The following is a 21,528-nucleotide window of genomic DNA, read 5'->3' as shown; positions in this document are numbered from 1 at the left end:
CCGCCGTGCCGGGAGCGGCTGTTGCGCGCACGACCGGCCGAAATCTGACGCGAACGCGTAATCCCGGGGACACCGGTTGATCACCGTGGGGTTCCCGCGCCGTCGTTCGGGCAGGACACGGTTTCGGCCGGAACCAACACACGAAAGGCGGACGTGCCACCGATGCCGACCGCACCCCAACCCGTGCCCCTCGTGGGCCGTCGAAGCCGCTGGGGCGAGCACGGGCTCGCCTGGGCCTTCCTGCTGCCCTCCCTGGTGGTCTTCGTCCTGTTCATCGGCTATCCGCTGGGACGGACGATCTACCTCAGCGGGCACGCCAACGACCTCTTCGGCGCGCCCTCCCGCTACGTCGGGTTCAAGCACTACACCGACCTGCTGGCCTCCGCCGACTTCGGCCGGACGCTGGTCACCACCGCGCTGTTCACCCTGCTCACCGTGGTGCCCGGGGTGCTCGGCGCGCTGGTGCTGGTGCTGCTGCTGGAGAACCGGATCCGCGGCGTACGGCTGCTGCGCTCCGCCTTCGCGCTGCCCTTCGCCTTCTCGGTGGCCAGCGCCTCGGTGGTCTTCGCGGTGTTCTACAACCCGGCCAGCGGGGTGCTGAACGGCCTGCTGTCGCACCTCGGCCTGGGCCCGGTCGGCTGGCTGACCGACTCCCGGTACGCGCTGTTCTCGGTGGCCCTGACCACGGTCTGGATGAACCTCGGCTACAACGTGCTGGTGCTCTCGGCGGGCATCGGATCGATCCCCGGCGAGGTCGTCGAGGCGGCCCGGATCGACGGCGCCTCCGGCCTGCGGCTGGCCCGCTCGATCACCGTCCCGATGCTCGGCCCGAACCTGTTCTTCCTGACGGTGGTCTCCACCGTCCACGCACTGCAGAGTTTCGGCCAGATCCACATCCTCACCAAGGGCGGGCCCGACGGCTCCACCCGGACCCTGGTCTACTCCGTCTACGAGAAGGCCTTCGCCTACGGCTCCAGCGACTTCGGCACGGCGAGCGCCCAGGCCGTAGTGCTGCTGCTGGTCGTCCTCGCCTGCACGGCCGTCCAGTTCGGCGTCCTGGAGCGGAAGGTGCACTACGCATGAGCACGGTCGTCACCGAGGCCGAGGCCCAGGCCGCCCCGCCCCGCCCGAGGGTCCGCCCGCTGGCCGGCCGCTCCCCGCGCGACCTGCTCGGCCGCGCCGCCGTCTACCTGCTGCTCGCCGTCGCCGTGGTCACGGTGGCCTTCCCGGTGTACTACGCGGTCGTCGGCGCCTTCATGGAGCCGTCCGAACTCGCCTCCAACCCGCCCGCGTTGGTGCCCCACTCGGTCACCGGGCGGAACTTCTCCGGCGCCGTCGACACCATCCCGCTGTTCCGGCAGTACGCCAACTCGGCGATCACCGCCACCGGCATCACCCTCGCCCAGCTGGTCACCTCGATCCTGGCCGCGTACGCCTTCGTCTTCCTGCCGATGAAGGCGCGGGCCGTGGTGTTCGGGCTCTTCCTGGCGACGCTGATGGTCCCCTGGGAGGCCATCATCATCCCCAACTACCTGACGCTGTCGGGCTGGGGCCTCGGCAACACCTACTTCGGCCTGGTGCTGCCGTTCCTCGCCTCCGGCTTCGGCACCTTCATGCTGCGCCAGGCCTTCCGTCAGCTGCCCGGCGAACTGCGCGACGCGGCCCGGATCGACGGCGCCGGGCACTGGCGGTTCCTGTGGCGGATCGTCGTGCCGCTCAACAAGCCGGCCCTGGCCGCGCTGTCGATCTACGTCTTCCTGTCGGCCTGGAACCAGTACTTCTGGCCGCTCATCATCACCCGCACCGCCGAGATGCAGACCCTGCAGATCGGCCTCACCTCGCTGCGCGACGCGGAGATGGCCGACCCCGGCCTGATCCTGGCGGGCGTGGTGCTCTCGCTGCTGCCCACCCTCGCCCTGGTGGTCTTCGGCCAGCGCTTCATCGTCCGCGGCCTCACCGCGGGCGCTGTCCGCTGAGCCGCGCCGGACCGGATCGTCCGTCCCGCGCGTCCGTCCCGCGCGTCCGTCCCGCCCGTCCGTCCCGCCCGTACATCCCGCCCGTCAACCGGAAGAAGAAGGATCCCTCGTGAAGAAGAGTGCACGCGCGCTCGCGGCCCTGCTGGTGGCCGGCCTGTCCCTGACCGCCTGCAGCTCCAGCGGCTCGGGCTCCGGCTCGGGCGGTTCCACCGACGCCGGGGCGCCTGGCGCCCAGGCGCTCGACCAGGCCTCCGGCGTCACCACCGTCGAGTTCTGGCACTCGATGACCGGCAAGAACGCCGAGGTGCTGAACGGCCTGGTGAAGGACTTCAACGCGGCCCACCAGGGCAAGATCGAGGTCAAGGCGCAGTTCCAGGGCAAGTACGACGAGCTGGTCACCAAGTACAAGGCCGCGGTGCAGCAGAAGGGCACCCCCGCCCTGGTGCAGGTCTACGACATCGGCACCCGCTTCATGATCGACTCCAAGCAGACCGTCCCCGCCCAGGCCTTCGCCGACAAGGACGGCTACTCGCTGGACGACCTCGACCCCAACATTCGCAACTACTACTCGGCCAACGGCAAGCTGGTCTCGATGCCGTTCAACTCCTCGATGCCGCTGCTCTACCTGAACACCGACGCCTTCAAGGAGGCCGGCCTCGACCCGGCGCAGCCGCCGAAGGACCTCAACGAGCTGGCCGACCTGGCCAAGAAGCTGACCAAGAAGGACGCCGACGGCAAGACCGTCCGCTACGGCTTCGGGGCCGCGATCTACGGCTGGTTCGTCGAGGAACTGCTCGCCGAGTCCGGCACCATGTACTGCGACAACGACAACGGCCGCAGCAGCAAGGCGGGCAAGGTCGTCTTCGACTCCGCCCAGGGCGCGCAGATCGTCCAGTGGTGGGCCGACCTGGTCAAGGGCGGCTACGCGGCCAACACCGGCCGGGTCACCGACGACGCCCAGGCCGCGTTCAAGTCCGGCACGGTCGCCATGCACCTGGAGTCCACCGGCGTGCTGCGCGGCTACACCGAGGCCGCCAAGTTCGGCGTCGGCACGGCGCCCTTCCCCAAGGTGACGGCCGCCGACCAGGGTGGTCCGGTGATCGGCGGCGCCTCGCTGTGGATCAGCGGCCCGGGCCACTCGGACGCCGAGAAGCGGGCGGCCTGGGAGTTCGAGAAGTTCGTCACCGGCCCCGAGCAGCAGGCCGTCTGGCACACCGGGACCGGCTACTTCCCGGTCAACAAGAAGTCCCTGGACGACCCCAAGGACAGGGAGTGGGTCGGCAAGTACCCGCAGTTCCAGACGGCCATCGACCAGTTGAAGGCCACCAAGCCCACCCCGGCCACCGCCGGCTGCCTGCTCGGCGTGATGCCGCAGGCCCGCAAGGGCGTGGAGACGGCCATCGAGCAGACCGTCTCGGGCAGCAAGACCGCCCAGCAGGCGCTCGCCGACGCGGCCAAGGAGCTCCAGCCCGCGATCGAGAGCTACAACAGCTCGGTCGGCTGAGGCCGGTCACCCGCCCCGACCGACGGCCCGCCCGGCGCAGCACGCGCCCGGCGGGCCGTCCCCGTTCCGGGCCTGTCCTACGCGGAGAGCGCGGCGCCGTCCTCGGGCAGCGCGCACGCGCCCGCCAGCTCGTCCAGCGACAGGTCCAGCGCGAACGCCAGCGCCGCGATGGTGAAGAAGGACGGCGTCGGCGCCCGCCCCGTCTCGATCTTCCGCAGCGTCTCCGCCGAGACACCGGCCACCGCCGCCACCTCGACCATGCTGCGCTCGCCACGCGCCTCGCGCAGCAGCGCCCCGAAGCGCTCACCGCGCTCGCGCTCCCACGGGGTCAGCGGAGTCCTCACCATGCCGTCGAGTCTAGGGCGTCCGCCCGTCCCCGGGAACCGTGATACAAATACCGGTATAAGAATTGGATCCAGGGGAGAGGTTCACCATGGTCGAACTCAAGTCGGACGCCGCCCTCGACGCGATGCGCGAGGCCGGGCGGGTGGTCGCCAACGCGTTGGCGGCCGTGCAGCGGGAGGCGGCGGCGGGCGTGAGCCTGCTGGAGCTGGACGAGGTGGCGCGCGGGGTGCTCTCGGCCGCCGGGGCGACCTCGCCGTTCCTCGGGTACCGGCCGGCCTTCGCACCGGTGCCCTTCCCCGCCGTCATCTGCGCCTCCGTGAACGACGCGGTCGTGCACGGCGTCCCGAACGGCTACCGGCTGCGCGACGGCGACCTGGTGAGCATCGACTGCGGGGCCGTCCTGGACGGCTGGTGCGGCGACTCCGCCGTGAGCTTCACCGTCGGCCCCGCCCGCCCCGAGGACGCCGAGCTGATCGCCGCCACCCGGCGGGCCCTGGAGGCCGGGATCGCCGCCGCCGTGGTCGGCAACCGGATCGGCGACATCGCCCACGCCGTCGGCTCGGTGGCCCGCTCCGCGCGGTACGGGCTGCTCGACGGCTTCGGCGGCCACGGCATCGGCCGCCGGATGCACGAGGACCCGCACGTCCCCAACGAGGGCCGCCCCGGCCGGGGTTACCCGCTGCGCCCGGGCCTGGTGCTGGCCATCGAGCCGATGCTGACGGCCGGCGGCCGCGACGACTACGACACCGACCCGGACGGCTGGACCCTGCGCACCACGGACGGCAGCCGCGCCGCCCACATCGAGCACACCGTCGCCGTGACCGAGGACGGCCCGCGCATCCTCACCCTCCCGTAACCCCGGGGTGGTGACGGAGGTTACGCCGCCGTGCCCGTCCCGCTGGAGTACCGTGCGGGGCATGACCGATCAGGACTTCACCACGCGGGTCACCGTGCGCGGCTACGAGACCGACACCCAGGGCCACCTGAACCAGGCCGTCTACCTGCAGTACGCCGAGCACGCCCGCTGGGAGTACCTGCAGGCGGCCGGGATCCGCCAGGCCGAGCTGGTCGCCAAGGGCGTGGGCCCGGTCGTGCTGGAGACCACCGTGAAGTACCTGCGGGAGCTGCGCGCCGGGGACACGGTGGAGATCAGCTGCGCGTTCGTCTGGCTGGGGGGCAAGACCTTCCAGGTGGTGCAGCGGCTGACCCGCGAGGACGGCGTGCTGGCCGCCGAGGTCACCGGGGTGGGCGGCATCCTCGACCTGGCGGCGCGCCGGCTGGTCGCCGACCCGCGCGAGCCGCTGCGCGCCCTGGCCTCGGACCCGGGGCTGCTCGGCCTCTGACCTCCCGTCCGCTCCCCCCCCGGGGGGGGTGTCAGGCGGGCCGGTGCCGCCCGGTGGGGACCGGTGCCGTCCGGGGGTGGTCGGCGGCGGCGATCAGGGCGGCCAGACCGGTGGTGACCGGCACCGCCGCGACCAGTCCGATGCTGCCGACCAGGGTGCGGGCGATCTCCTCGGCGACCAGTTCGCTGGTCGCCACCGACACCAGCGTCCGGTGCGCGACGGAGAACAGCAGCAGCAGCGGCAGCGCGGCACCCGCGTAGGCGAGCACCAGGGTGTTGACGGTCGAGGCGATGTGGTCGCGGCCGATCCGCATGCCGGTCCGGTAGAGCCGGCCGGCGCCCATCGTCGGGTCGGCCTCGTGCAGTTCCCAGATCGCCGAGGTCTGGGTGACCGTCACGTCGAACAGCACGCCGAGCGAGCCGATCACGAACCCGGCGAGCAGCAGGCCGCGGATCTCGATGCCGGGGTAGAGGCCGTGGACCAGCCCGGTCTCCTCCGAGGTGTCGCCGGTCAGCCGCGCCCAGGCGGCGAAGACCAGGCTGAGCACCCCGATCAGGACCAGCGACGCCAGCGTCCCCAGCACCGCCACCGAGGTGCGGGCGGAGAGCCCGTGGCACAGGTAGAGGGCGATCAGCATGATCGCGCTGGCGCCGACGATCGCCACCAGCAGCGGGTCCGAGCCGCGCAGGATGGCGGGCAGGATGAACAGCGACAGCACGGCGAAGCTGATCGCCAGCGCGATCAGCGCGGCGACCCCGCGCCAGCGGCCGATCACCACCACGACCACGGCGAACAGCCCGGCGAGCACGCCCATCGGCAGGTTCCGGTCCACGTCGACGACGCTGTAGCGAAGGTCCGCCGGGGCGTTCGGCGCGTACGTGAGGACGACCCGCTCGCCGAGCTCGTAGCGCCGGGACTCGGACGGGTGGACGACCACGGTGAAGGTGCGGCCCCGGTCCGGGCCGTCGGTGACCTCGACGGTGCCCTGCCGGCAGCTGCCCCCGTCGGCGGGGCCGAGGTCGCCGCAGGGCAGCTCCTGGATCCCGGTGACCCGGCCGTGCCGGATCTGCTGGTCGAAGCCGACCCCGGTGTGCTGGTGGGCCGGGATTCCGCCCGGCCAGAGCGCCACCAGGCCGACGGCGACGGCGAGCGCGAACGGGATCAGCACGGCCGCGATCACCTTGCGCAGGTGGGCGGAGACCGGCGCGGCGGGCCCGTGGGCGTGGCTGTGCGCATGGCCGTGCGCGTGGCCGTGCACATGGCCGTGGCCGTGCCCCACGGGCGCGGCGGGCCCCTCGCCCCGGTGCTCGTGCTCGTGCTCCTGCTCGTGTTCGTGCACGAGCGCGTTTCCGTCCTGCGGGCTCCCTGCCGTCACCTCACGCCTCCTCAGATCTCCTCCCCGGCACCCGAAATCATCGGCGTACGGCCCGCCGTCACCCCGCAGGGCCCGAACGATCGGCGCGCCGCCGCCGGGTGCGGGGCGGCCCCCGCCCGCCGACGGGGGATTACCCCACCACCGATCGACCGGCTGGCGGCATGGGCCCGACTCCCCTGCCGCAGCAGACTCTTGGGCATGTCGAAACTCACCGGTACCACCCTCGCCACCCTGGCCGTCACCGTGCTGACCGTCCTCCCCGCTGCCGCCGCCGCCCCGGAGCACTCCGGGGCGGGCGGCCTCGACTGGACCACCTGTCAGGGCCGGGTCGACCCCCGCCAGCAGTGCGCCGACCTCACCGTCCCCCTGGACTACAACGACCCGGACGGCCAACAGATCACGCTCGCCGTCTCCCGGATCGCCACCGCCAAGCCGGGCCTGCGCCGCGGCGTGCTGCTGACCGTGCCCGGCGGGCCGGGCGGTTCCGGCCTCGGCCTGCCCACGAGCGCCGTCGGGCGCCTCCCGCAGTCCGTCCTGGACCGCTTCGACCTGGTCGGCTTCGACCCGCGCGGCGTCGGCGGCTCCACCCCGGTCAGCTGCGGCCTGGACCACTCCGACCTGGCGATGGTCAACCTGCGCCCCTGGCCGGCCGCCGACGGCTCGATCGACACCAACCTGGCCACCGCCCGCCGGGTCGCCGAGACCTGCGTGCGCAACGGGGGCCCGGTGCTGCGCAGCATCTCCACGGCCAACGAGGCCCGCGACATCGACCGGATCCGCCAGGCCCTCGGCGAGCGCAAGCTCTCCGTCTGGGGCACCTCGTACGGCACCTACGCGGGCGCCGTCTACGCCACCATGTTCCCCGGGCGCACCGACCGGGTCGTGCTGGACAGCAACGACGACCCGGACCCGTCGAAGGTCGGCCGCGGCTGGCTGGCCGCCTTCGGCCAGGGCGCCGAGGACCGCTTCCCCGACTTCGCCGCGTGGGCGTCGGCGCCGGACAATCCGGACCGGGTCGCGGACACCCCCGAGCAGGTGCGCCCGCTGTTCCTGGACCTCGCCGCCCGGCTGGACGCGGCCCCGCTGCCCTGGCCCGGCGCCAACCCGGCCGAGCTGAACGGCAATGTGCTGCGCGAGTCCATGCTGACCAGCCTGAACGCGGACGCCGGCTTCCCCGACCTGGCCCGGCTGATGCTGGCGGGCCTCGGCCGCCGCCCGCTGCCCGCCCCGGTCGTGCCGCCCGACGCGGCGGTGCAGAACACCCTCGCGGCCTCCGTCGGCACGCTCTGCAACGACGTCCGCTGGCCCGCCGACCCGGCGGTCTACGCCAAGGACGCGGCCGCCGACCGGGCCGCCCGGCCGCTCACCGCGGGCATGCCGGTGAACGTGATGCCCTGCGCCTTCTGGCCGTTCGCCCCGGCCGAGCCGCCGGTGCGGGTGACCGGCCGGGGCCCGTCGAACGTCCTGCTGGCGCAGAACCTGCGCGACCCGGCCAGCCCGTACTCCGGCGCGCTCAAGCTCCGGGCGGCGTTCGGCGACCGGGCCCGGATGGTGACGGTCGACTCCGGCGGCCACCACGTCTACCGGGCGAACGGGAACGCCTGCGGCGACGCGGCGGTGACGGACTTCCTGGTGACGGGCCGTCGCCCGGCCGAGGACGTGTTCTGCCCGGCCGCCGGCTGACGCGACCCCAGCAGCTGGGGCAACGGCCGTGGACGAACGGCCCTTGTCCCTGCGTGTACCCACGTTCGGCCCTCACACATGAGTCGGACCTGTCGCGATTTTGTGACAATAGTTCGCCAACAGGCCCCCCGCGGTGGGGATTCACGGCCGTAGTGTTCGAACCATGCCACCGAAGAACCGCATACCTGCCCCGGACCCGGGCGACACCTGGGTCCCGCGCCCGAGGCGCCGTGAGACCCCGCTCGGACTCCTGCGCCATGCGGCCACCTTCCTCGGCTCCAGCGTGCTGGGCGGCGTCCTGCTGGCGGGGCTGATCCTCCCGGGCGCGGGCGCGGTCGGACTGGGCGCCAAGAGCGGCGCCGAGGGCTTCGAGAGCATCCCCGACGACTTCAAGACCCCGCCGCTCACCCAGGCGACCCAGATCTTCGACGCCAAGGGCGGCCTGATCGCCAAGGTCTACGAGCGCGACCGCACGGTCCTGACCGCCGAGCAGATGTCGCCGCTGATCCGCAAGGCCCAGGTGGACATCGAGGACGCGCGCTTCTACGAGCACGGCGCCGTCGACCTCAAGGGCGTGCTGCGGGCGATCACCAAGAACGCGGAGAGCGGCGCCGCCGTGCAGGGCGCCTCCACCCTCACCCAGCAGTACGTGAAGAACGTCAACGTCGAGATGGCCGGGGACGACCCGGTCGCGGTGCGCGAGGCGCAGCGCAAGACCCTGGGCCGCAAGATCCAGGAACTGCGGTACGCCATCAAGCTGGAGGAGGACCTCTCCAAGGAGCAGATCCTCACCAACTACCTGAACATCACCTTCTACGGCCACCAGGCGTACGGCATCCAGGCCGCCTCCCAGCGGTACTTCAGCAAGGACGCCAAGGACCTCGCCCTCCCCGAGGCGGCGATGCTCGCCGGGCTGGTGCAGAACCCCTCCCAGTACGACCCGAAGCTGCACCCGGTGGCGGCCCAGAAGCGCCGGGACACCGTGATCGACAAGATGGTGGAGAACAGGCACATCACCGCCCAGCAGGCGGCCGAGGCCAAGGCCGCCCCGCTGGGCCTCAACTACAAGGACCCGCAGAACGGTTGCATCACCGCCCAGGCCGGAATGGGCTTCTTCTGCGACTACGTCCGCCACGTGGTCAAGCAGGACCCGGCCTACGGCAAGAGCGCCGCCGAGCGCAAGAAGCTGTGGGACACCGGCGGGTTGAACATCTACACCACCCTCGACCCGGACAAGCAGGCCGCCGCGCAGAACGCCGTCTCCACCAAGGTGTACGTCACCGACCCGGTCTCGGCGGCGATGACGATGGTCGAGCCCGGCAACGGCAAGATCCTGGCGATGGCCCAGACCCGCCCGTACGGTCTGGCGAAGGAGAAGAACCAGACCGTCGTCAACCTCAACGTGGACGCGGCGATGGGCGGGGGCATCGGCTTCCAGCCCGGCTCCAACTTCAAGCCGATCGTGGCCGCCGCCGCCCTGGAGGCCGGCCTGTCGCCGACCCAGCAGTACGACTCGCCGAACCGGATGGACTGGCCGACGATGAAGACCTGCGACGGCACCTGGAAGAACCTCAGCAAGGGCAAGAAGGAGGGGACGATCCCCAACGAGAGCCCGAGCGAGAAGGGGCCGTACCAGCTCAAGCAGGCGATGGCGCTCTCGGTCAACACCTACTTCGTGCAGATGGAGCAGGAGATCGGGCTCTGCGCCGTCAAGCAGATGGCCAACAAGCTGGGGGTGACCGGCAAGGCGAGCGGCGACCCCTTGCAGGAGGTGCCCGCCCTCGGCCTGGGCACCCAGGAGGTCAGCCCGCTGACCATGGCCAACGTCTACGCGACCTTCGCCGCCCGGGGCTCCTACTGCGCGCCGGTGGCGATCAACCGGATCACCACGGTGGACGGCAAGGACGTGCCGGTGGCCCCGGCCCACTGCGACCAGGTGATGTCCCCGGACACCGCCGACGTGATCAACAGCGTGCTGCTCGGAGTGACCGAGAAGGGCGGCACCGCGCGGGACCTCCGGCTCGACGACGACCGCCAGATCGCGGGCAAGACCGGCACCACGGACGAGAAGAAGTCGGCCTGGTTCACCGGCTACACCGGCAACCTGGCCGGCTCGGTCTGGCTGGGCAGCCCGGGCGTCAAGGTGCCGATGCGCAACATCCGGATCGGCGGCCAGTACCAGCCCGAGGTGTTCGGGGCGACCGGCCCGGGGCCGATCTGGCAGCAGGCCATGAGCGACGCCGTGCGGACCATGCCGGACAAGGAGTTCAGCACCGTCCACATCCCGGACCCGGTCCGGCCGACCCCCGGGTGCGGCACCTCCACCGGCTCGCCGTCCTCGGCGACCTGCACGGGGGCGCCCAGCCCGGGCTCGACCGGCCGCCCGCGCGGCAACTCCCCGTCGGACGGCGGCACGGTCGGCCGCTCGGCCCCCGGCACCCCGCCGGGCGCTCCCGACCCGTCGGACCAGTGACGCCCGCGGCCCCGCCCGAGTCCCCGCACGCGTGCGGGGACTCGGGCGGGGCCGCACCTGCCGGGGAGCCGGTCTACCGCGCCTCGACCGGATCGCCGGTGTCCTGGTCGAGGTTGAACACCCGCCGGTAGGAGTCGGTGACCACGGTGATCTGGCTGCGCCCCGTCCAACTCGCCGTCACCAGCCGGGCGTCGTCCGGGCCGCCGCCGACGTCCGCGAGCAGCCAGCGCCGGGCCGACCAGCCCTCGCCGCTCTCCAGCAGCACCTGCCAGTGCTCACCGGCCTGCGGTCCGGAGGCGTACGAGCGGTGCACCACCACCAGCGCGCGCTCCGCACCGGCCGGCGCGTCCTCCCGGCTGCGGGTCTCGGCCGCCGACACCTTGTGCGCGGCCAGCACGCCGAGCAGGAACACCACCCCGGCGGTCACCGTGACCGCCCGGGTGGCGGCCCGTACGGCGGTGCGGCGGTCGCTCAGCCAGGCGGCCGCGATCAGCGCGCCGAGCGCGCCGCCGAGCAGCAGCTCCGGCCGGTTCAGCAGGTCGGCGACCAGCATCAGGCCGCCCGAGCGGCTCTCCCACTGGCCCTCGGTGTACAGCAGGACGGCCGCCGCCCCCGCGGCGAGCAGCAGCCGGGCCAGCAGCCGCCTGGCCCGCGGCGTCCGGTGGCGCCGGCGCAGCTCCGTCCACTCGTCCATGGTCCCCCCGATCATGTGCTCACAGCTCCGCGAGGAGTTTCCGGCCCTCCGGCCAGTCGCCCAGCCCGGAGTCCGCGTTGAGGTGTCCGTACGCGCCCGGCTCGACGTAGCGGGAGCCCCAGGCCCGGGCGAACTCCCGGGCCCGCTCCGGGGTGATCCACGGGTCGTCGGTGGAGGAGACCACGACGGTCGGGAACGGGAAGCGCTCCAGCGTCACCGGCCGGAAGCCCAGCAGCTCCGGTATGTCGGCGTGGTCCACGTCGGCGGGGGCGACCAGCATCGCGCCCCGCACGGCGGCGGTCCGCTCGGCGGACGCACCGGCCGCCCAGTCGGCGGCGGTGACGCAGCCCAGGCTGTGCGCCACCAGCACCACCGGCCCGTCGGCGGCGGCCGCGGCCACCGCCGCGTCCACCCGCGCCACCCAGTCCGTCCGGTCCGGGTGGTCCCAGTCGGCCTGCTCGACCCGGCGGAAGGCCTCCGGGTCGGCGGCCTCCCAGCGGGTCTGCCAGTGCTCCGGGCCCGAGTTCTGGTACCCGGGGAGGACGAGGTAGGTCGTGCGGTCGGTCATGGGCTCCTCCGGGGCGGGTTCCGGCCGCGGCCGGTGGACGGCCGGTGGACGGGTCGTGGACGGTCGGTGGGCGGGCAGCACGAGAGTCTAGGCCTCGCCCGCGACGCCCCCACAGCCGGGCGCCGCACCCGCCGCCGTACCCGCTCCCGCCCCGGCCGTACCCGCTCCCGCCCCGGCCGTACCCGCTCCCGCCCCGGCCGTACCCGCTCCCGCCCTCAGCCGTACCCGCTCCCGCTCCGGCGCGCACGGCTCGCGACCGGCGCGCACGCTGCGCAGTCCACCGCCGTGCGCCCGGTGCGCCCCGTTGCCAACGGCGCGCCGGGTACGGGAGGTTGGACCGGGCCCGGGCACGGCGGCCACCGCGCCCGGGCCCGTACCAGGACCGAGGTTCGATCACGTGGAGGGATGTCGGCGATGACATCGAAGATCCTGCTCGTCACCGGGGACGCCGCCGAGTCGCTGGAGGTGTTCTACCCGTACCAGCGCTTGCGCGAGGAGGGCTACCAGGTCGACATCGCCGCCCCGACCAAGAAGCGCCTGCAGTTCGTGGTGCACGACTTCGTGGACGGCTACGACACGTATACGGAGAAGCCCGGGTACACCTGGCCCGCCGACCTCGCCTTCGCCGACGTCGACCCGGCCGACTACGTCGCCCTGGTGATCCCCGGCGGCCGCGCCCCCGAGTACCTGCGCAACGACCCGGAGGTGCAGCGGATCGCCCGGCACTTCTTCGCCGGCGACAAGCCCGTCGCGCAGATCTGCCACGGCCCGCTGATCACCGCCGCCGCCGGGGTGCTCGACGGCCGCCGCACCTCCGCCTACCCCGCGCTCGCCCCGGACATCAAGGCGGCCGGCGCCGAGTTCGTGGAGGGCGAGGCGGTGGTGGACGGCGTGGTCGTCTCGGCCCGCGCCTGGCCCGACCACCCGGCCTGGCTGCGTGCCTTCATCGAGGTCCTGCGTACCAAGGCCCCGGTGGCCTGACCCACCGCCGGCCGGCCGGCCCCGGCCGTACCCCGAGACGTCTCCGGGTACGGCCCCGGGCCGGGGTCGGGGTAGCGGGCCCTCCCGGAGGCTGACGACCGCCGCCGCTCGCCCTGCCATGGTGTCAACACCGATGGAAACAGTCGGAGTTGATGATCCGGTGCCTTGACCCAGGGAGAACGGCATGACCGCCGATCCGACCGCCCCCGCCAGCCGGCTCCGCCGCCCGCTGCTGCGCGCCGCCGTCACGGCCGCCGCGACTGCGGCCCTGCTCGCGACCCTCGCCCCGGCCGCCCTCGCCGCGCCCTCCGATTCGAGCCCGGCCGCCGGCTGCCACGGTGCCCTCCACCTCACCGCCGCCGGCCTCGGCGTCGGCGACAGCACCGACGAGAACACCGGCGGCCTCGCCGGCGACGGCGGCACCGGTGCCGCGGCGGACGGTACCACCGGCCGCCCCGGCGACTGGTCGGCCGCCGACGCCGCCCTCGCCGGGATCACCGACCCCGGCTACGGGACCTCCGCGCTCGCCGCCGTCCGCGCCGACGGCCGCCTGGTCTGGCGCAACGCCACCGGTGTCGCCGACCTCGTCGGCGGGGGCCCGGCCGACCCCAGGGGCAGCTTCCGGATCGGCAGCGCCACCAAGACCTTCGTCGCCACCACCCTGCTCCAACTGGTCGGCGAACACCGGCTGGACCTCGACGACCGGCTGGAGTGCCTGCTGCCCGGCATCGTCCCCAACAGCACCGGGATCACCGTCCGCCAACTGCTCGACCACACCGGCGGCGTCGCCGACTACACGAAGGACCCGGCCTTCCGTTTCGACGACCAGGACTGGCTGGACGGCCGCCGCTACCGCTCCTACCGCCTCCAGGACTTGGTGGACATCGCGAACAAGTACCCGCCCAGCTTCGCCCCGGGGCAGGACTGGAAGTACTCCAACACCGACTACGTCCTGATCGGGATGATCATCGAGAAGCTCACCGGCCACAGCTGGAGCGACGAGGTCGCCCGCCGGATCATCCGCCCGCTGCGCCTCACCGGCACCTGGTACCCCGGTGACTTCCCGTTGATCCCCGGCCCGCACGCCCACGGCTACTTCAAGCTCCCCGGCGGCCCGGTGGACGTCACCCTGCTCAACCCCTCGATGGCCGGCCCCTCCGGCGGCCTGGTCTCCACCACCGCCGACCTGACCGCCTTCCTGCGCGCCCTGCTCGGCGGCCGGCTGCTGCGGCCGGCCGAACTCGCCGCGATGGAACAGACCACCGCGCACGGCGGGGGACAGGCCTACGGCCTCGGGCTGCAGCGCGTGGACACGCCCTGCGGAACGTTCTGGGGCCACTCCGGCGGCATCCCCGGCTACACCACGATGATGCTCGGCTCCCCGGACGGCACGCGCCAGTTCGCGGCCGACACCACGATCTACGACGTCCCCGACGAGGTTGCCGGCCGCGCCGCCTGGAACAAGGTGATCGTCACCGCCCTGTGCGGCCCGCAGGCGTCCGCCGCCGCCCCCGACCTCGCCCCCGACCTCGCCCTCCCGGCGCCCTGACCGTCCCCCTACGCTGACCGGCGACAGTGCAGCCGATCACCACCAGGAGGATCCAGCCATGGCAGAGCCGCTGATCGCCACCGTCGGGGGCAAGGTGCCCGCCGTCGACCCGGGCGCCTTCCTCGCGCCGAACGCCGTCGTGGTCGGGGACGTCACCGTCGCCGCCGGGGCGAGCGTCTGGTACGGGGCGGTGCTGCGCGGCGACGCCGAGTCGATCGCCGTCGGCGCGGGCAGCAACATCCAGGACAACTGCACCCTGCACGCCGACCCCGGCTTCCCGCTGGTGGTCGGCGAGCGGGTCTCGGTCGGCCACAACGCGGTGCTGCACGGCTGCACCGTCGAGGACGACGTCCTGGTCGGGATGAACGCCACCGTCCTCAACGGCGCCCGGATCGGCACCGGTTCGCTGGTCGCGGCGGGTGCGGTGGTGACCCAGGGGACGGACGTCCCGCCCGGTTCGCTGGTCGCGGGCGTCCCGGCCAAGGTCCGCCGGGAGCTGACCGAGGAGGAGCGGGCCGGGATCAAGGCCAACGGCGAGGGCTACCTGCTCCTCGCCGAGGCGCACCGGGAGGTCTGAGGCCTGGTCCCGGGGCCGCGCCGGCCGTCCGCCGCTACAGCCGGTCGTAGACGGCGGACAGCCGGCGCAGCACCTCGGCGGCCCGGTCCAGGGCCTCCTCGTCGTAGTCGTCGAGGTCGGCGTGCAGGGCCTCGACCAGGGCGGCCTGCCGCTGCTCGTGCCGGGCCCGGCCCTCCTCGGTGAGGGCGACCAGGACGGACCGCTTGTCCTCGGGCGGGCGGGTGCGGGTGACGTAGCCGGCGTTGACCAGGCCGTTCACCAGCTGGGTGGTGGCCGGGCCGGTGGTCTCGGTGCCGGCGGCGAGCTGGGTGATGCTGAGCGGCCCCTGCTCGGCCAGGGTGCGCAGGGCCCGGGCGTGGGTGAGGGACAGGGCGCCCGGGGTGCGGGTGGCGCGCCCGCGCAGCCGGGAGTCCGCGGCGCTGAGGCGGTAGGCGGCGCGGGCCAGGCGGTCGAGTGCCTGGGCGCGTTCGGGGGCGGGCGGCGGTGCGGTCGTCATGGTGGGGGTTCCTTCTCGGCCTCGGCGGGTTGACAACAGCCTAGCCTCAGTACTTAATGAATAAGTACTGAGTCAGTAAGTACTTATCTATCCAGCTCCAGGAGGAGACCTCCATGACCATCCGTTCGACCGGCCAGAACTGGGCCCTGGACATCGCCCTCGCCCAGGGCGGCTTCGACGCGCTGCACCCCGAGGCTGTCGGGACGATGGAGCAGCTCGGCCACGACCACACCGACTTCGCCAAGGTCTTCGCCCTGGTCAGGAGCGGTGCCATGCTGCCCAAGGCGTGGGCGACGGTGGCCGGCCAGGCCGAGGAGCGCGCCGCCCACCACGAGCGCGCGGGTTTCGCGCAGACCGCCGCCGACCTCTACCTGCGGGCCGCCGTCATGTGGGGCCGGGCCCAGTACTCGATCTTCGACGCCGCCGACCCGCGCAAGGCGGTGCTGCGCGCCCACACCGACCACTGCGTGGACCGCCTGGGCGCCCTGCGCGACGGCCGGGTCCGCCGGGTGGTGCTGGACTTCGAGGGCTCGACGATCCACGCCCTGCTGCACCTGCCCGCCGGGCGGGTCGAGAACGCGCCCGCCGTCATCCTCGGCCCCGGGATGGACATGATCAAGGAGGACTACATCTGGGCGGCCGAGCGCTACTACACCTCCCGCGGCATCGTCGCGCTCTCCATCGAGGGTCCGGGGCAGGGCAAGACCCGGGCCGACGGGCTGACCGTCGACCTCGGCAACTACGAGCGGGCGATCGGCCGCTACCTCGACCACCTGGCCGGGCTCCCGGAGGTCGACGCCGACCGGATCGGCATGTTCGGCATCTCGATGAGCGGCTACTGGGGCTCCCGGGCCGCCGCCACCGACCGCCGGATCGCCGCGCTCGCCGCCTTCGAGGCCGTCACCGGGGACTTCGCCACGATCTTCGAGCGGGCCCAGCCGACCTTCAAGAACAACTACATGTACATGGCCGGGTACACCGACGAGGAGGCCTTCGACCGCGACCTCGCCCACCGCATGCCGCTCGGCGACCTGGTGGCCGAGATCACCTGCCCGGTGCTCTACGGGATCGGCGAGTTCGACGAGCTCACCGACCTCGGCCAGGCCCTGGCGAGCTTCGAGCGGGTCCGGGCCCCGAAGGAGCTGCGGGTCTACGAGGACGAGTTCCACCCGCTCGGCGGGGTGGCCGCCGAGGCCTTCCGCTTCGGCGCGGAGTGGCTGGAGCGCGCCCTGGCCGGTGAGTTCGCCGAGCCGGGCCGCGACGTCCGGCACTACGTCCACCGCGACGGGCGCACCACCGACGGCTCCGCAGACCCCACCTGGTGGCGCGGCGCAGCCCCGACGGAGCTCACCGCGCTGCGCCGCGGCTGACGCCTACGGAGCCGGTGCCAGCGGCACGCCCGTCGGCTCCGCCGCCGACAGGCCAGCGCCCGTCCGCTCCGCCGCCGACAGGCCCGCGCCCGTCCGCTCCGCGGCCGGTTCCAACGGCACCGGGGCGGGCGGGCGCCGGTCGGCCGCCCAGGCCAGCACCGCGACCACGGCGCCGGCCGCGGCCAGGCCGGCGCCCACCAGGGGCGGCGAGGTCCAGCCGAGCCCGGCGGCCAGGGCCAGCCCGCCGAAGTAGGCCCCCTGGGCGTTGGCCAGGTTGAACGCGCCCTGCACCGTCGCCGAGGCCAGGGTGGGCGCGCTGCGCGCCTTCTGCAGCACCAGGGTCTGCACCGCCGGGACGATCGCGAAGCCGAACAGCCCGATCAGCACCACCGTGACGGCCGCCGACCAGCGGGCGTGCGCGGTCACCGCGAACAGCGCGAGCGTGGCCGAGAGCAGCAGGAAGGAGACGCAGACGGTCGGCCGCAGCGCCCGGTCGGCGGCGAACCCGCCGATCACGTTGCCGAGCGTCATCCCCACCCCGAACAGCGCCAGCACCCCGGTCACCGAGCCGGTCGCGTACCCGGAGACCTCGGTGAGCAGCGGCGCGATGTAGCTGTAGCAGGCGAACATCCCGCCGCAGCCGACCATCACGGTGGCCAGCGCCAGCCACAGCTGGCCGCTGCGGAAGGCCCGCAGTTCGTGCCGGAGCCCGGACTGGCCGGGGGAGGGGAGGGCGGGCACCAGCCGGGCGATGGCGAGTGTCCCGGCGGCGGCGATCAGCACCACCACCAGCATGGTCGCCCGCCAGCCCAGGTGCTGGCCGAGCAGGGTCGCGGCCGGGACGCCGACGATGTTGGCGACGGTCAGCCCGGAGAACATCACCGCGACCGCCCGGGCCCGCCGGTCCGGCGCCACCAGCTCGGCGGCGGCCACCGCCCCGGCGCCGAAGAAGGCGCCGTGCGGCAGTCCGGTGATCAGCCGCGCGGCGGCCAGCGTCCAGAAGTCGGGGGCGAGCGCGCACAGCAGATTGCCGGTCGCGAACAGCCCGGCCAGCGCCACCAGCACCGCCTTGCGGGGCTTCCCGGCGGCCAGGGCGGTGAGCAGCGGCGCGCCGACCACCACCCCCAGCGCGTACGCGGAGATCAGCCAGCCCGCCTGTGGGATGGAGACGTGCAGACTGTCGGCGACCTGGGGGAGCAGCCCCATGGCGGCGAATTCGGTGGTCCCGATGGCGAAAGCGGTGACGGCCAGCGCGAACAGCGCGAGAGGCAAGGGGTGACTCCGGGGTGATGCCCGCGCCCGGCCGGGTGCGTGGCGGGGTGCGTGGGCGAGGGAATTCGTTCGTCGGAAATCCTAATCCGCCCGGATGACGTCCCTGTGAGGCCCGTGTGACGAATCGGGGGCGTGCGGCGCAGGCCGCTCGCCTCGGCGGCCCCCGCGCGCAAGACTGGGTTCATGTGCCGCAACATCAAGACGCTGCGTCCACCCGTCACACCCGATGCCGACGAGGAGGACTTCCACGCCGCCGCGCTGCAGTACGTCCGCAAGGTGTCCGGTTTCCGTGCACCGGCGGCCCACAACCGGGAGGCCTTCGACCGGGCCGTGGACGCGGTCGCCGAGGCCACCGCGCGGCTGCTCGACGAGCTGGAGGTGCGGGGCTCGCACGCCCGGGCCGCCGGGGCGAGCGTCTGAGACGTGAGGAGCAGGATCCGCTGATGAAACCCGTCGACCGTTACGCCCTCACCTTCCCCGGCACGCCCGGCACCCAGGCCCCGCAGGACGTGGTCGTGGTCGTCCGGACCAGCGCCAAGGGCCCGGGCGGGCACCCCGTCTACGAGGACGCCAGCGGGATCGTCCGGGCCGAGATCAGCGAGGCCGGGGAGGTCCGGATGCTCGCCAGCGGCGGCCACCAGACCCCGCACCTGCCGGTGCACGCCCACCCGCTGCCCTGAGCCGCCCGCACCCGCCCCGCGCCGCGCCGCGCCGCCCCGGGCCGCCCCGGGTCGCGCAATCCTCCCGAAGCCCGGGTCGCGGGCGTGCCCGTGCGGCAGAATCGGCCCATGACCACAGCGAGTTGGCAGGGCACCGTCGTCGCCGAGAGCGAGGACACCGTCCTCGTCGAGGGCAACCACTACTTCCCGTTGGAGGCGGTCCGGGCCGAGTTCCTGCGGCCCTCCGACACCACCACGGTGTGCAGCTGGAAGGGTACGGCCAACTACTACACGGTGGAGGTGGCCGGGCAGGCCAACCCGGACGCCGCCTGGTACTACGCCGACCCGAAGCCGGAGGCGGAGCACGTCCGGGGCCGGGTGGCCTTCTGGCGCGGGGTGGAGATCACCGAGTAGCGGCCGCCGCGCGGCCCCCGCGCCCGGTCGGCCGGCCACGAGGGCCGCGCCGTTCGGCGCCGAGGGCCGCGCGGCTGCCGCACAGAGGGCCGCGCCGGGGGCCGTCCCGTTCCGTACGCAGGGTGCGGTCAGCCGCCGAGGGCCGGGGGCGGGGCGACCGCTCCGTGCCCCGCCTTGACGCCGTTCACCATCGCCTGGTGGATGGCCCGCGCGGTGCTCTCGTCCGCCGCGGCGACCGGGCTGCCGGACACCGTGTACCAGTCCAGCGCGCCGGTGTACTGGACGGTCAGCCGCGCCTCGCCGTCCACCCACGTGGTGTGCACGGTGAGGTCGCCGGAGATGGGGCCGACCTCGGTGGTGATGACCCCGCCGGGGCCGCTGATGATCGACTGGGTGGTCCAGGTCGCCCACGAGGTGCGCGGGTCCGTGGGCGGCCGGGTCTGCCGGTCGGTTTGATCGTGTTCGGTCATGCGCCTATCCTCCCCCGCCGGTGCGCCGCCGCCCGGGCAACGACACCTGCGGTCACAAGGACCGCCCGGTCCCGCCGGGCGGTCGGATCGGTGTGGCGGACGGTCAGGCCCGCTCCGGGCCCCTCGCGCCGGGTTCGTCCAGGATGGGGTCGCCCTCCGCCTGGGAGGTGTCCTGCGCGTGCAGGTTCTGCATCGAGGTGACACCCTCCTCCGGATCGGCGGCGCGGACGTCCTCCTCGCGGTCGGTGCTCACTCCGGAGCGTTCGCTCATGTCGGTCATCGCGGGCTCCGTCTCCTCGGCCGGCTCCGGCACACCCGGACGCAGGCGCGGCTGGGCCGGGTCTGTCACTCGCCCCTCCAGCCTGCCTCCGCCCCGGCGCCGGGGCCAGCCGGGTGACCCGCACATCCGGCGGCCGGCGCCCGGCCTGCGGCGGGACCTCAGGGCCAACGGACCGCCGGGCCGCCGGACCACCAGGTCAGTCGGGCCACCAGGTCAGTCGGACCACCGGGTCGGTCGGCTCACCAGGTCACGGGCAGTGACCGCATCCCGTAGATGAACGACTCGGTGCGGAACTGGCGCTCACCGGCCGGCCGCAGCCCCGGCAGCCGCCGGAACAGCGTCTCCAGGGCGATCTGCAGCTCGGCGCGGGCCAGCGGCTGCCCCAGGCACTGGTGCACGCCGAAGCCGAACGCCAGGTGCCGCCGGGCGTCCCGGTCCAGGTCCAGCTCGTCCGGCGAGCGGTGGTCGCCGCCGCCGAACACCGCCTCGTCCCGGTTGGCCGTGGAGAGCATCGCGATCACGCCCTCCCCGGCCCGGATGGTGACCCCGCCCAGCTCCACGTCCTCCAGCGCGACCCGGGGCAGCCCGGTGTGCACGATGGTCAGCAGCCGCAGCAGCTCCTCCACCGCGCCGGGCAGCGCGGCCGGGTCGGCGAGCCTGGCGATCTGCTCCGGCTGCTCCAGCAGCAGCGCGGTGGACAGCGAGATCATGTTCGCGGTCGTCTCGTGCCCGGCGATCAGCAGCAGCACGCCCGTGCCGGCCACGTCGTCCGGGCTCAGGTCGTCCCGCGCCGCGAGCCGGCTTAGGACGTCGTCCTCCGGCCGGGCGCGCTTGCGGGCCGTGAGGTCGCGCAGGTAGTCCAGGACCTCGTCCTGGGCCGCCCGGAGCTCCTCCACGGTGCTGTCCCGGCTGAGCAGCGTGCGGCTCAGGCCCTGGAAGCGGTCGCGGTCCTCGTACGGCACGCCGAGCAGCGAGCAGATCACCAGCGAGGGCACCGGCAGCGCGAACTCGGTGACCAGGTCGGCCGTGGTCCGGCCCGCGGTCATCCGGTCCAGTGCCTCGTCCACGATCCGCTGTATCTCCGGGCGCAGCGCCTCCACCCGCTTGACCAGGAAGTCCCCGGTGACCATGCGGCGCTGGCGGGCGTGCTCGGGGTCGTCGAGCCGCAGGAAGGACGGGTTGTCGGTGACCAGCTCCTCGCGGGCGCCGGCGACCAGCAGTGGGAAGGCCGGGTGGCGCACGTCGGCGCTGAACCGGCGGTCGGACAGCACGGCGCGGACCTCGGCGTAGCCGGTGGCCAGCCAGCAGGAGTCGCCGTCGGGCAGTTCGGCCCTGGTCATCGGCGCGGTGGCGGCGGCCTCGGTGTACGCGGGCGGCGGGCCGAACGGGCAGCCACTGGAGTGCGGGGCGGGCAGCAGCGGGACGGCGGGGGCGGTGGGTACGGAGGTCAAGGCGGGGGTCTCCTCAGGGCGCGGGTGTCCTCGTGGGGTTGTCGGGCG

At 73.6% G+C, this 21,528-nt stretch carries 23 protein-coding genes; 14 read left to right on the top strand and 9 right to left on the bottom strand.

What is annotated here, in order from left to right:
* Positions 1-192: 192 nt before the first annotated feature.
* The 3 genes from ACIQWA_RS01785 (at position 193) to ACIQWA_RS01775 (ending at position 3,480) form a co-directional block, all read left to right on the top strand.
* On the top strand, positions 193-1,083 hold the full coding sequence (locus ACIQWA_RS01785; protein WP_402476802.1) for a carbohydrate ABC transporter permease: 891 nt from the start codon (positions 193-195) through the stop codon (positions 1,081-1,083).
* Positions 1,080-1,976, top strand: coding sequence for a carbohydrate ABC transporter permease (locus ACIQWA_RS01780; RefSeq protein WP_402476800.1), 897 nt, complete (start codon positions 1,080-1,082; stop codon positions 1,974-1,976). The genes ACIQWA_RS01785 and ACIQWA_RS01780 overlap by 4 nt, the downstream gene beginning before the upstream one ends.
* A gap of 109 nt (positions 1,977-2,085) precedes the next feature.
* Positions 2,086-3,480: an ABC transporter substrate-binding protein gene (locus ACIQWA_RS01775; protein ID WP_402476797.1), complete on the top strand. Its 1,395-nt coding sequence runs from the start codon at positions 2,086-2,088 to the stop codon at positions 3,478-3,480.
* 77 nt (positions 3,481-3,557) lie between these two features.
* Here ACIQWA_RS01775 and ACIQWA_RS01770 read toward each other — a convergent pair whose 3' ends face one another.
* Positions 3,558-3,827: a helix-turn-helix domain-containing protein gene (locus ACIQWA_RS01770; protein ID WP_402476794.1), complete on the bottom strand. Its 270-nt coding sequence runs from the start codon at positions 3,825-3,827 to the stop codon at positions 3,558-3,560.
* Positions 3,828-3,913: 86 nt separating this feature from the next.
* Between ACIQWA_RS01770 and map the strand changes: the two genes are divergently transcribed.
* Together map and ACIQWA_RS01760 are read left to right on the top strand one after the other, a co-directional pair.
* Positions 3,914-4,681, top strand: a complete 768-nt coding sequence (gene map / locus ACIQWA_RS01765; RefSeq protein ID WP_402476791.1) for a type I methionyl aminopeptidase — start codon at positions 3,914-3,916, stop codon at positions 4,679-4,681.
* A 61-nt stretch (positions 4,682-4,742) separates the two neighbouring features.
* Complete coding sequence (locus ACIQWA_RS01760) at positions 4,743-5,168, top strand: acyl-CoA thioesterase (protein ID WP_360230744.1); 426 nt, start codon at positions 4,743-4,745, stop codon at positions 5,166-5,168.
* 31 nt (positions 5,169-5,199) lie between these two features.
* Here the strand turns inward: ACIQWA_RS01760 and ACIQWA_RS01755 are convergent, their stop codons facing one another.
* Complete coding sequence (locus ACIQWA_RS01755) at positions 5,200-6,507, bottom strand: YibE/F family protein (RefSeq protein ID WP_402477846.1); 1,308 nt, start codon at positions 6,505-6,507, stop codon at positions 5,200-5,202.
* Between the two features lie 234 nt (positions 6,508-6,741).
* Between ACIQWA_RS01755 and ACIQWA_RS01750 the strand changes: the two genes are divergently transcribed.
* On the top strand, positions 6,742-8,226 hold the full coding sequence (locus ACIQWA_RS01750) for an alpha/beta hydrolase (RefSeq protein ID WP_402476787.1): 1,485 nt from the start codon (positions 6,742-6,744) through the stop codon (positions 8,224-8,226).
* 163 nt (positions 8,227-8,389) lie between these two features.
* Positions 8,390-10,699: a transglycosylase domain-containing protein gene (locus ACIQWA_RS01745; protein WP_402476784.1), complete on the top strand. Its 2,310-nt coding sequence runs from the start codon at positions 8,390-8,392 to the stop codon at positions 10,697-10,699.
* Between the two features lie 73 nt (positions 10,700-10,772).
* Here the strand turns inward: ACIQWA_RS01745 and ACIQWA_RS01740 are convergent, their stop codons facing one another.
* Together ACIQWA_RS01740 and ACIQWA_RS01735 are read right to left on the bottom strand one after the other, a co-directional pair.
* Positions 10,773-11,393: a hypothetical protein gene (locus ACIQWA_RS01740; RefSeq protein WP_402476782.1), complete on the bottom strand. Its 621-nt coding sequence runs from the start codon at positions 11,391-11,393 to the stop codon at positions 10,773-10,775.
* A gap of 19 nt (positions 11,394-11,412) precedes the next feature.
* Positions 11,413-11,961, bottom strand: coding sequence for an RBBP9/YdeN family alpha/beta hydrolase (locus tag ACIQWA_RS01735; protein WP_402476779.1), 549 nt, complete (start codon positions 11,959-11,961; stop codon positions 11,413-11,415).
* 414 nt (positions 11,962-12,375) lie between these two features.
* Between ACIQWA_RS01735 and ACIQWA_RS01730 the strand changes: the two genes are divergently transcribed.
* From ACIQWA_RS01730 to ACIQWA_RS01720, 3 genes are all read left to right on the top strand, one after another.
* Entirely contained in the window at positions 12,376-12,942 is a 567-nt protein-coding gene (locus ACIQWA_RS01730) for a DJ-1/PfpI family protein (protein ID WP_360230754.1), read from the top strand.
* A gap of 184 nt (positions 12,943-13,126) precedes the next feature.
* Entirely contained in the window at positions 13,127-14,491 is a 1,365-nt protein-coding gene (locus tag ACIQWA_RS01725; RefSeq protein WP_402476777.1) for a serine hydrolase domain-containing protein, read from the top strand.
* Between the two features lie 58 nt (positions 14,492-14,549).
* The gene (locus ACIQWA_RS01720) at positions 14,550-15,068 is read left to right on the top strand and encodes a gamma carbonic anhydrase family protein (protein ID WP_402476774.1); all 519 of its coding nucleotides are present in this window, start codon (positions 14,550-14,552) and stop codon (positions 15,066-15,068) included.
* Between the two features lie 34 nt (positions 15,069-15,102).
* Here ACIQWA_RS01720 and ACIQWA_RS01715 read toward each other — a convergent pair whose 3' ends face one another.
* Entirely contained in the window at positions 15,103-15,564 is a 462-nt protein-coding gene (locus ACIQWA_RS01715; RefSeq protein WP_402476772.1) for a MarR family winged helix-turn-helix transcriptional regulator, read from the bottom strand.
* A 113-nt stretch (positions 15,565-15,677) separates the two neighbouring features.
* On the opposite strand from ACIQWA_RS01715, the gene ACIQWA_RS01710 reads away from it, so the two are divergent.
* Complete coding sequence (locus ACIQWA_RS01710) at positions 15,678-16,934, top strand: alpha/beta hydrolase (protein ID WP_402476770.1); 1,257 nt, start codon at positions 15,678-15,680, stop codon at positions 16,932-16,934.
* Positions 16,935-16,937: 3 nt separating this feature from the next.
* Here the strand turns inward: ACIQWA_RS01710 and ACIQWA_RS01705 are convergent, their stop codons facing one another.
* Positions 16,938-18,206: an MFS transporter gene (locus ACIQWA_RS01705; protein WP_402476768.1), complete on the bottom strand. Its 1,269-nt coding sequence runs from the start codon at positions 18,204-18,206 to the stop codon at positions 16,938-16,940.
* 183 nt (positions 18,207-18,389) lie between these two features.
* On the opposite strand from ACIQWA_RS01705, the gene ACIQWA_RS01700 reads away from it, so the two are divergent.
* The 3 genes from ACIQWA_RS01700 to ACIQWA_RS01690 all read left to right on the top strand — a co-directional run bounded on the left by ACIQWA_RS01700 (position 18,390) and on the right by ACIQWA_RS01690 (position 19,279).
* Positions 18,390-18,626: a DUF2277 domain-containing protein gene (locus tag ACIQWA_RS01700; protein ID WP_360230766.1), complete on the top strand. Its 237-nt coding sequence runs from the start codon at positions 18,390-18,392 to the stop codon at positions 18,624-18,626.
* Positions 18,627-18,649: 23 nt separating this feature from the next.
* Positions 18,650-18,886: a DUF6296 family protein gene (locus tag ACIQWA_RS01695; RefSeq protein ID WP_360230768.1), complete on the top strand. Its 237-nt coding sequence runs from the start codon at positions 18,650-18,652 to the stop codon at positions 18,884-18,886.
* 108 nt (positions 18,887-18,994) lie between these two features.
* A complete protein-coding gene (locus tag ACIQWA_RS01690; RefSeq protein WP_360230769.1) occupies positions 18,995-19,279 on the top strand; it encodes a DUF427 domain-containing protein in 285 nt (94 codons plus the stop codon).
* 128 nt (positions 19,280-19,407) lie between these two features.
* Here the strand turns inward: ACIQWA_RS01690 and ACIQWA_RS01685 are convergent, their stop codons facing one another.
* From ACIQWA_RS01685 to ACIQWA_RS01675, 3 genes are all read right to left on the bottom strand, one after another.
* Positions 19,408-19,749, bottom strand: coding sequence for a hypothetical protein (locus ACIQWA_RS01685; protein WP_402476764.1), 342 nt, complete (start codon positions 19,747-19,749; stop codon positions 19,408-19,410).
* Between the two features lie 103 nt (positions 19,750-19,852).
* On the bottom strand, positions 19,853-20,029 hold the full coding sequence (locus ACIQWA_RS01680) for a hypothetical protein (protein WP_360230773.1): 177 nt from the start codon (positions 20,027-20,029) through the stop codon (positions 19,853-19,855).
* A gap of 239 nt (positions 20,030-20,268) precedes the next feature.
* Complete coding sequence (locus tag ACIQWA_RS01675; protein WP_402476761.1) at positions 20,269-21,480, bottom strand: cytochrome P450; 1,212 nt, start codon at positions 21,478-21,480, stop codon at positions 20,269-20,271.
* Positions 21,481-21,528 lie beyond the last annotated feature (48 nt).

Origin of the sequence: Kitasatospora sp. NPDC098652 (assembly GCF_044760155.1) — a bacterium.
Classification (GTDB): Bacteria; Actinomycetota; Actinomycetes; order Streptomycetales; family Streptomycetaceae; genus Kitasatospora.
Note: the sequence above shows the minus strand (reverse complement) of the source record. Positions and strands in the feature narration are given on the sequence as shown.

Excerpts from the sequence above, each read along its gene's own strand:
- ACIQWA_RS01780 (WP_402476800.1), top strand. The coding sequence starts at position 1,080 with ATGAGCACGGTCGTCACCGAGGCCGAGGCCCAGGCCGCCCCGCCCCGC.
- ACIQWA_RS01770 (WP_402476794.1), bottom strand. The coding sequence starts at position 3,827 with ATGGTGAGGACTCCGCTGACCCCGTGGGAGCGCGAGCGCGGTGAGCGC.
- map (WP_402476791.1), top strand. The coding sequence starts at position 3,914 with ATGGTCGAACTCAAGTCGGACGCCGCCCTCGACGCGATGCGCGAGGCC.
- ACIQWA_RS01760 (WP_360230744.1), top strand. The coding sequence starts at position 4,743 with ATGACCGATCAGGACTTCACCACGCGGGTCACCGTGCGCGGCTACGAG.
- ACIQWA_RS01750 (WP_402476787.1), top strand. The coding sequence starts at position 6,742 with ATGTCGAAACTCACCGGTACCACCCTCGCCACCCTGGCCGTCACCGTG.
- ACIQWA_RS01745 (WP_402476784.1), top strand. The coding sequence starts at position 8,390 with ATGCCACCGAAGAACCGCATACCTGCCCCGGACCCGGGCGACACCTGG.
- ACIQWA_RS01740 (WP_402476782.1), bottom strand. The coding sequence starts at position 11,393 with ATGGACGAGTGGACGGAGCTGCGCCGGCGCCACCGGACGCCGCGGGCC.
- ACIQWA_RS01735 (WP_402476779.1), bottom strand. The coding sequence starts at position 11,961 with ATGACCGACCGCACGACCTACCTCGTCCTCCCCGGGTACCAGAACTCG.
- ACIQWA_RS01730 (WP_360230754.1), top strand. The coding sequence starts at position 12,376 with ATGACATCGAAGATCCTGCTCGTCACCGGGGACGCCGCCGAGTCGCTG.
- ACIQWA_RS01725 (WP_402476777.1), top strand. The coding sequence starts at position 13,127 with ATGACCGCCGATCCGACCGCCCCCGCCAGCCGGCTCCGCCGCCCGCTG.
- ACIQWA_RS01720 (WP_402476774.1), top strand. The coding sequence starts at position 14,550 with ATGGCAGAGCCGCTGATCGCCACCGTCGGGGGCAAGGTGCCCGCCGTC.
- ACIQWA_RS01715 (WP_402476772.1), bottom strand. The coding sequence starts at position 15,564 with ATGACGACCGCACCGCCGCCCGCCCCCGAACGCGCCCAGGCACTCGAC.
- ACIQWA_RS01710 (WP_402476770.1), top strand. The coding sequence starts at position 15,678 with ATGACCATCCGTTCGACCGGCCAGAACTGGGCCCTGGACATCGCCCTC.
- ACIQWA_RS01700 (WP_360230766.1), top strand. The coding sequence starts at position 18,390 with ATGTGCCGCAACATCAAGACGCTGCGTCCACCCGTCACACCCGATGCC.
- ACIQWA_RS01695 (WP_360230768.1), top strand. The coding sequence starts at position 18,650 with ATGAAACCCGTCGACCGTTACGCCCTCACCTTCCCCGGCACGCCCGGC.
- ACIQWA_RS01690 (WP_360230769.1), top strand. The coding sequence starts at position 18,995 with ATGACCACAGCGAGTTGGCAGGGCACCGTCGTCGCCGAGAGCGAGGAC.
- ACIQWA_RS01685 (WP_402476764.1), bottom strand. The coding sequence starts at position 19,749 with ATGACCGAACACGATCAAACCGACCGGCAGACCCGGCCGCCCACGGAC.
- ACIQWA_RS01680 (WP_360230773.1), bottom strand. The coding sequence starts at position 20,029 with ATGACCGACATGAGCGAACGCTCCGGAGTGAGCACCGACCGCGAGGAG.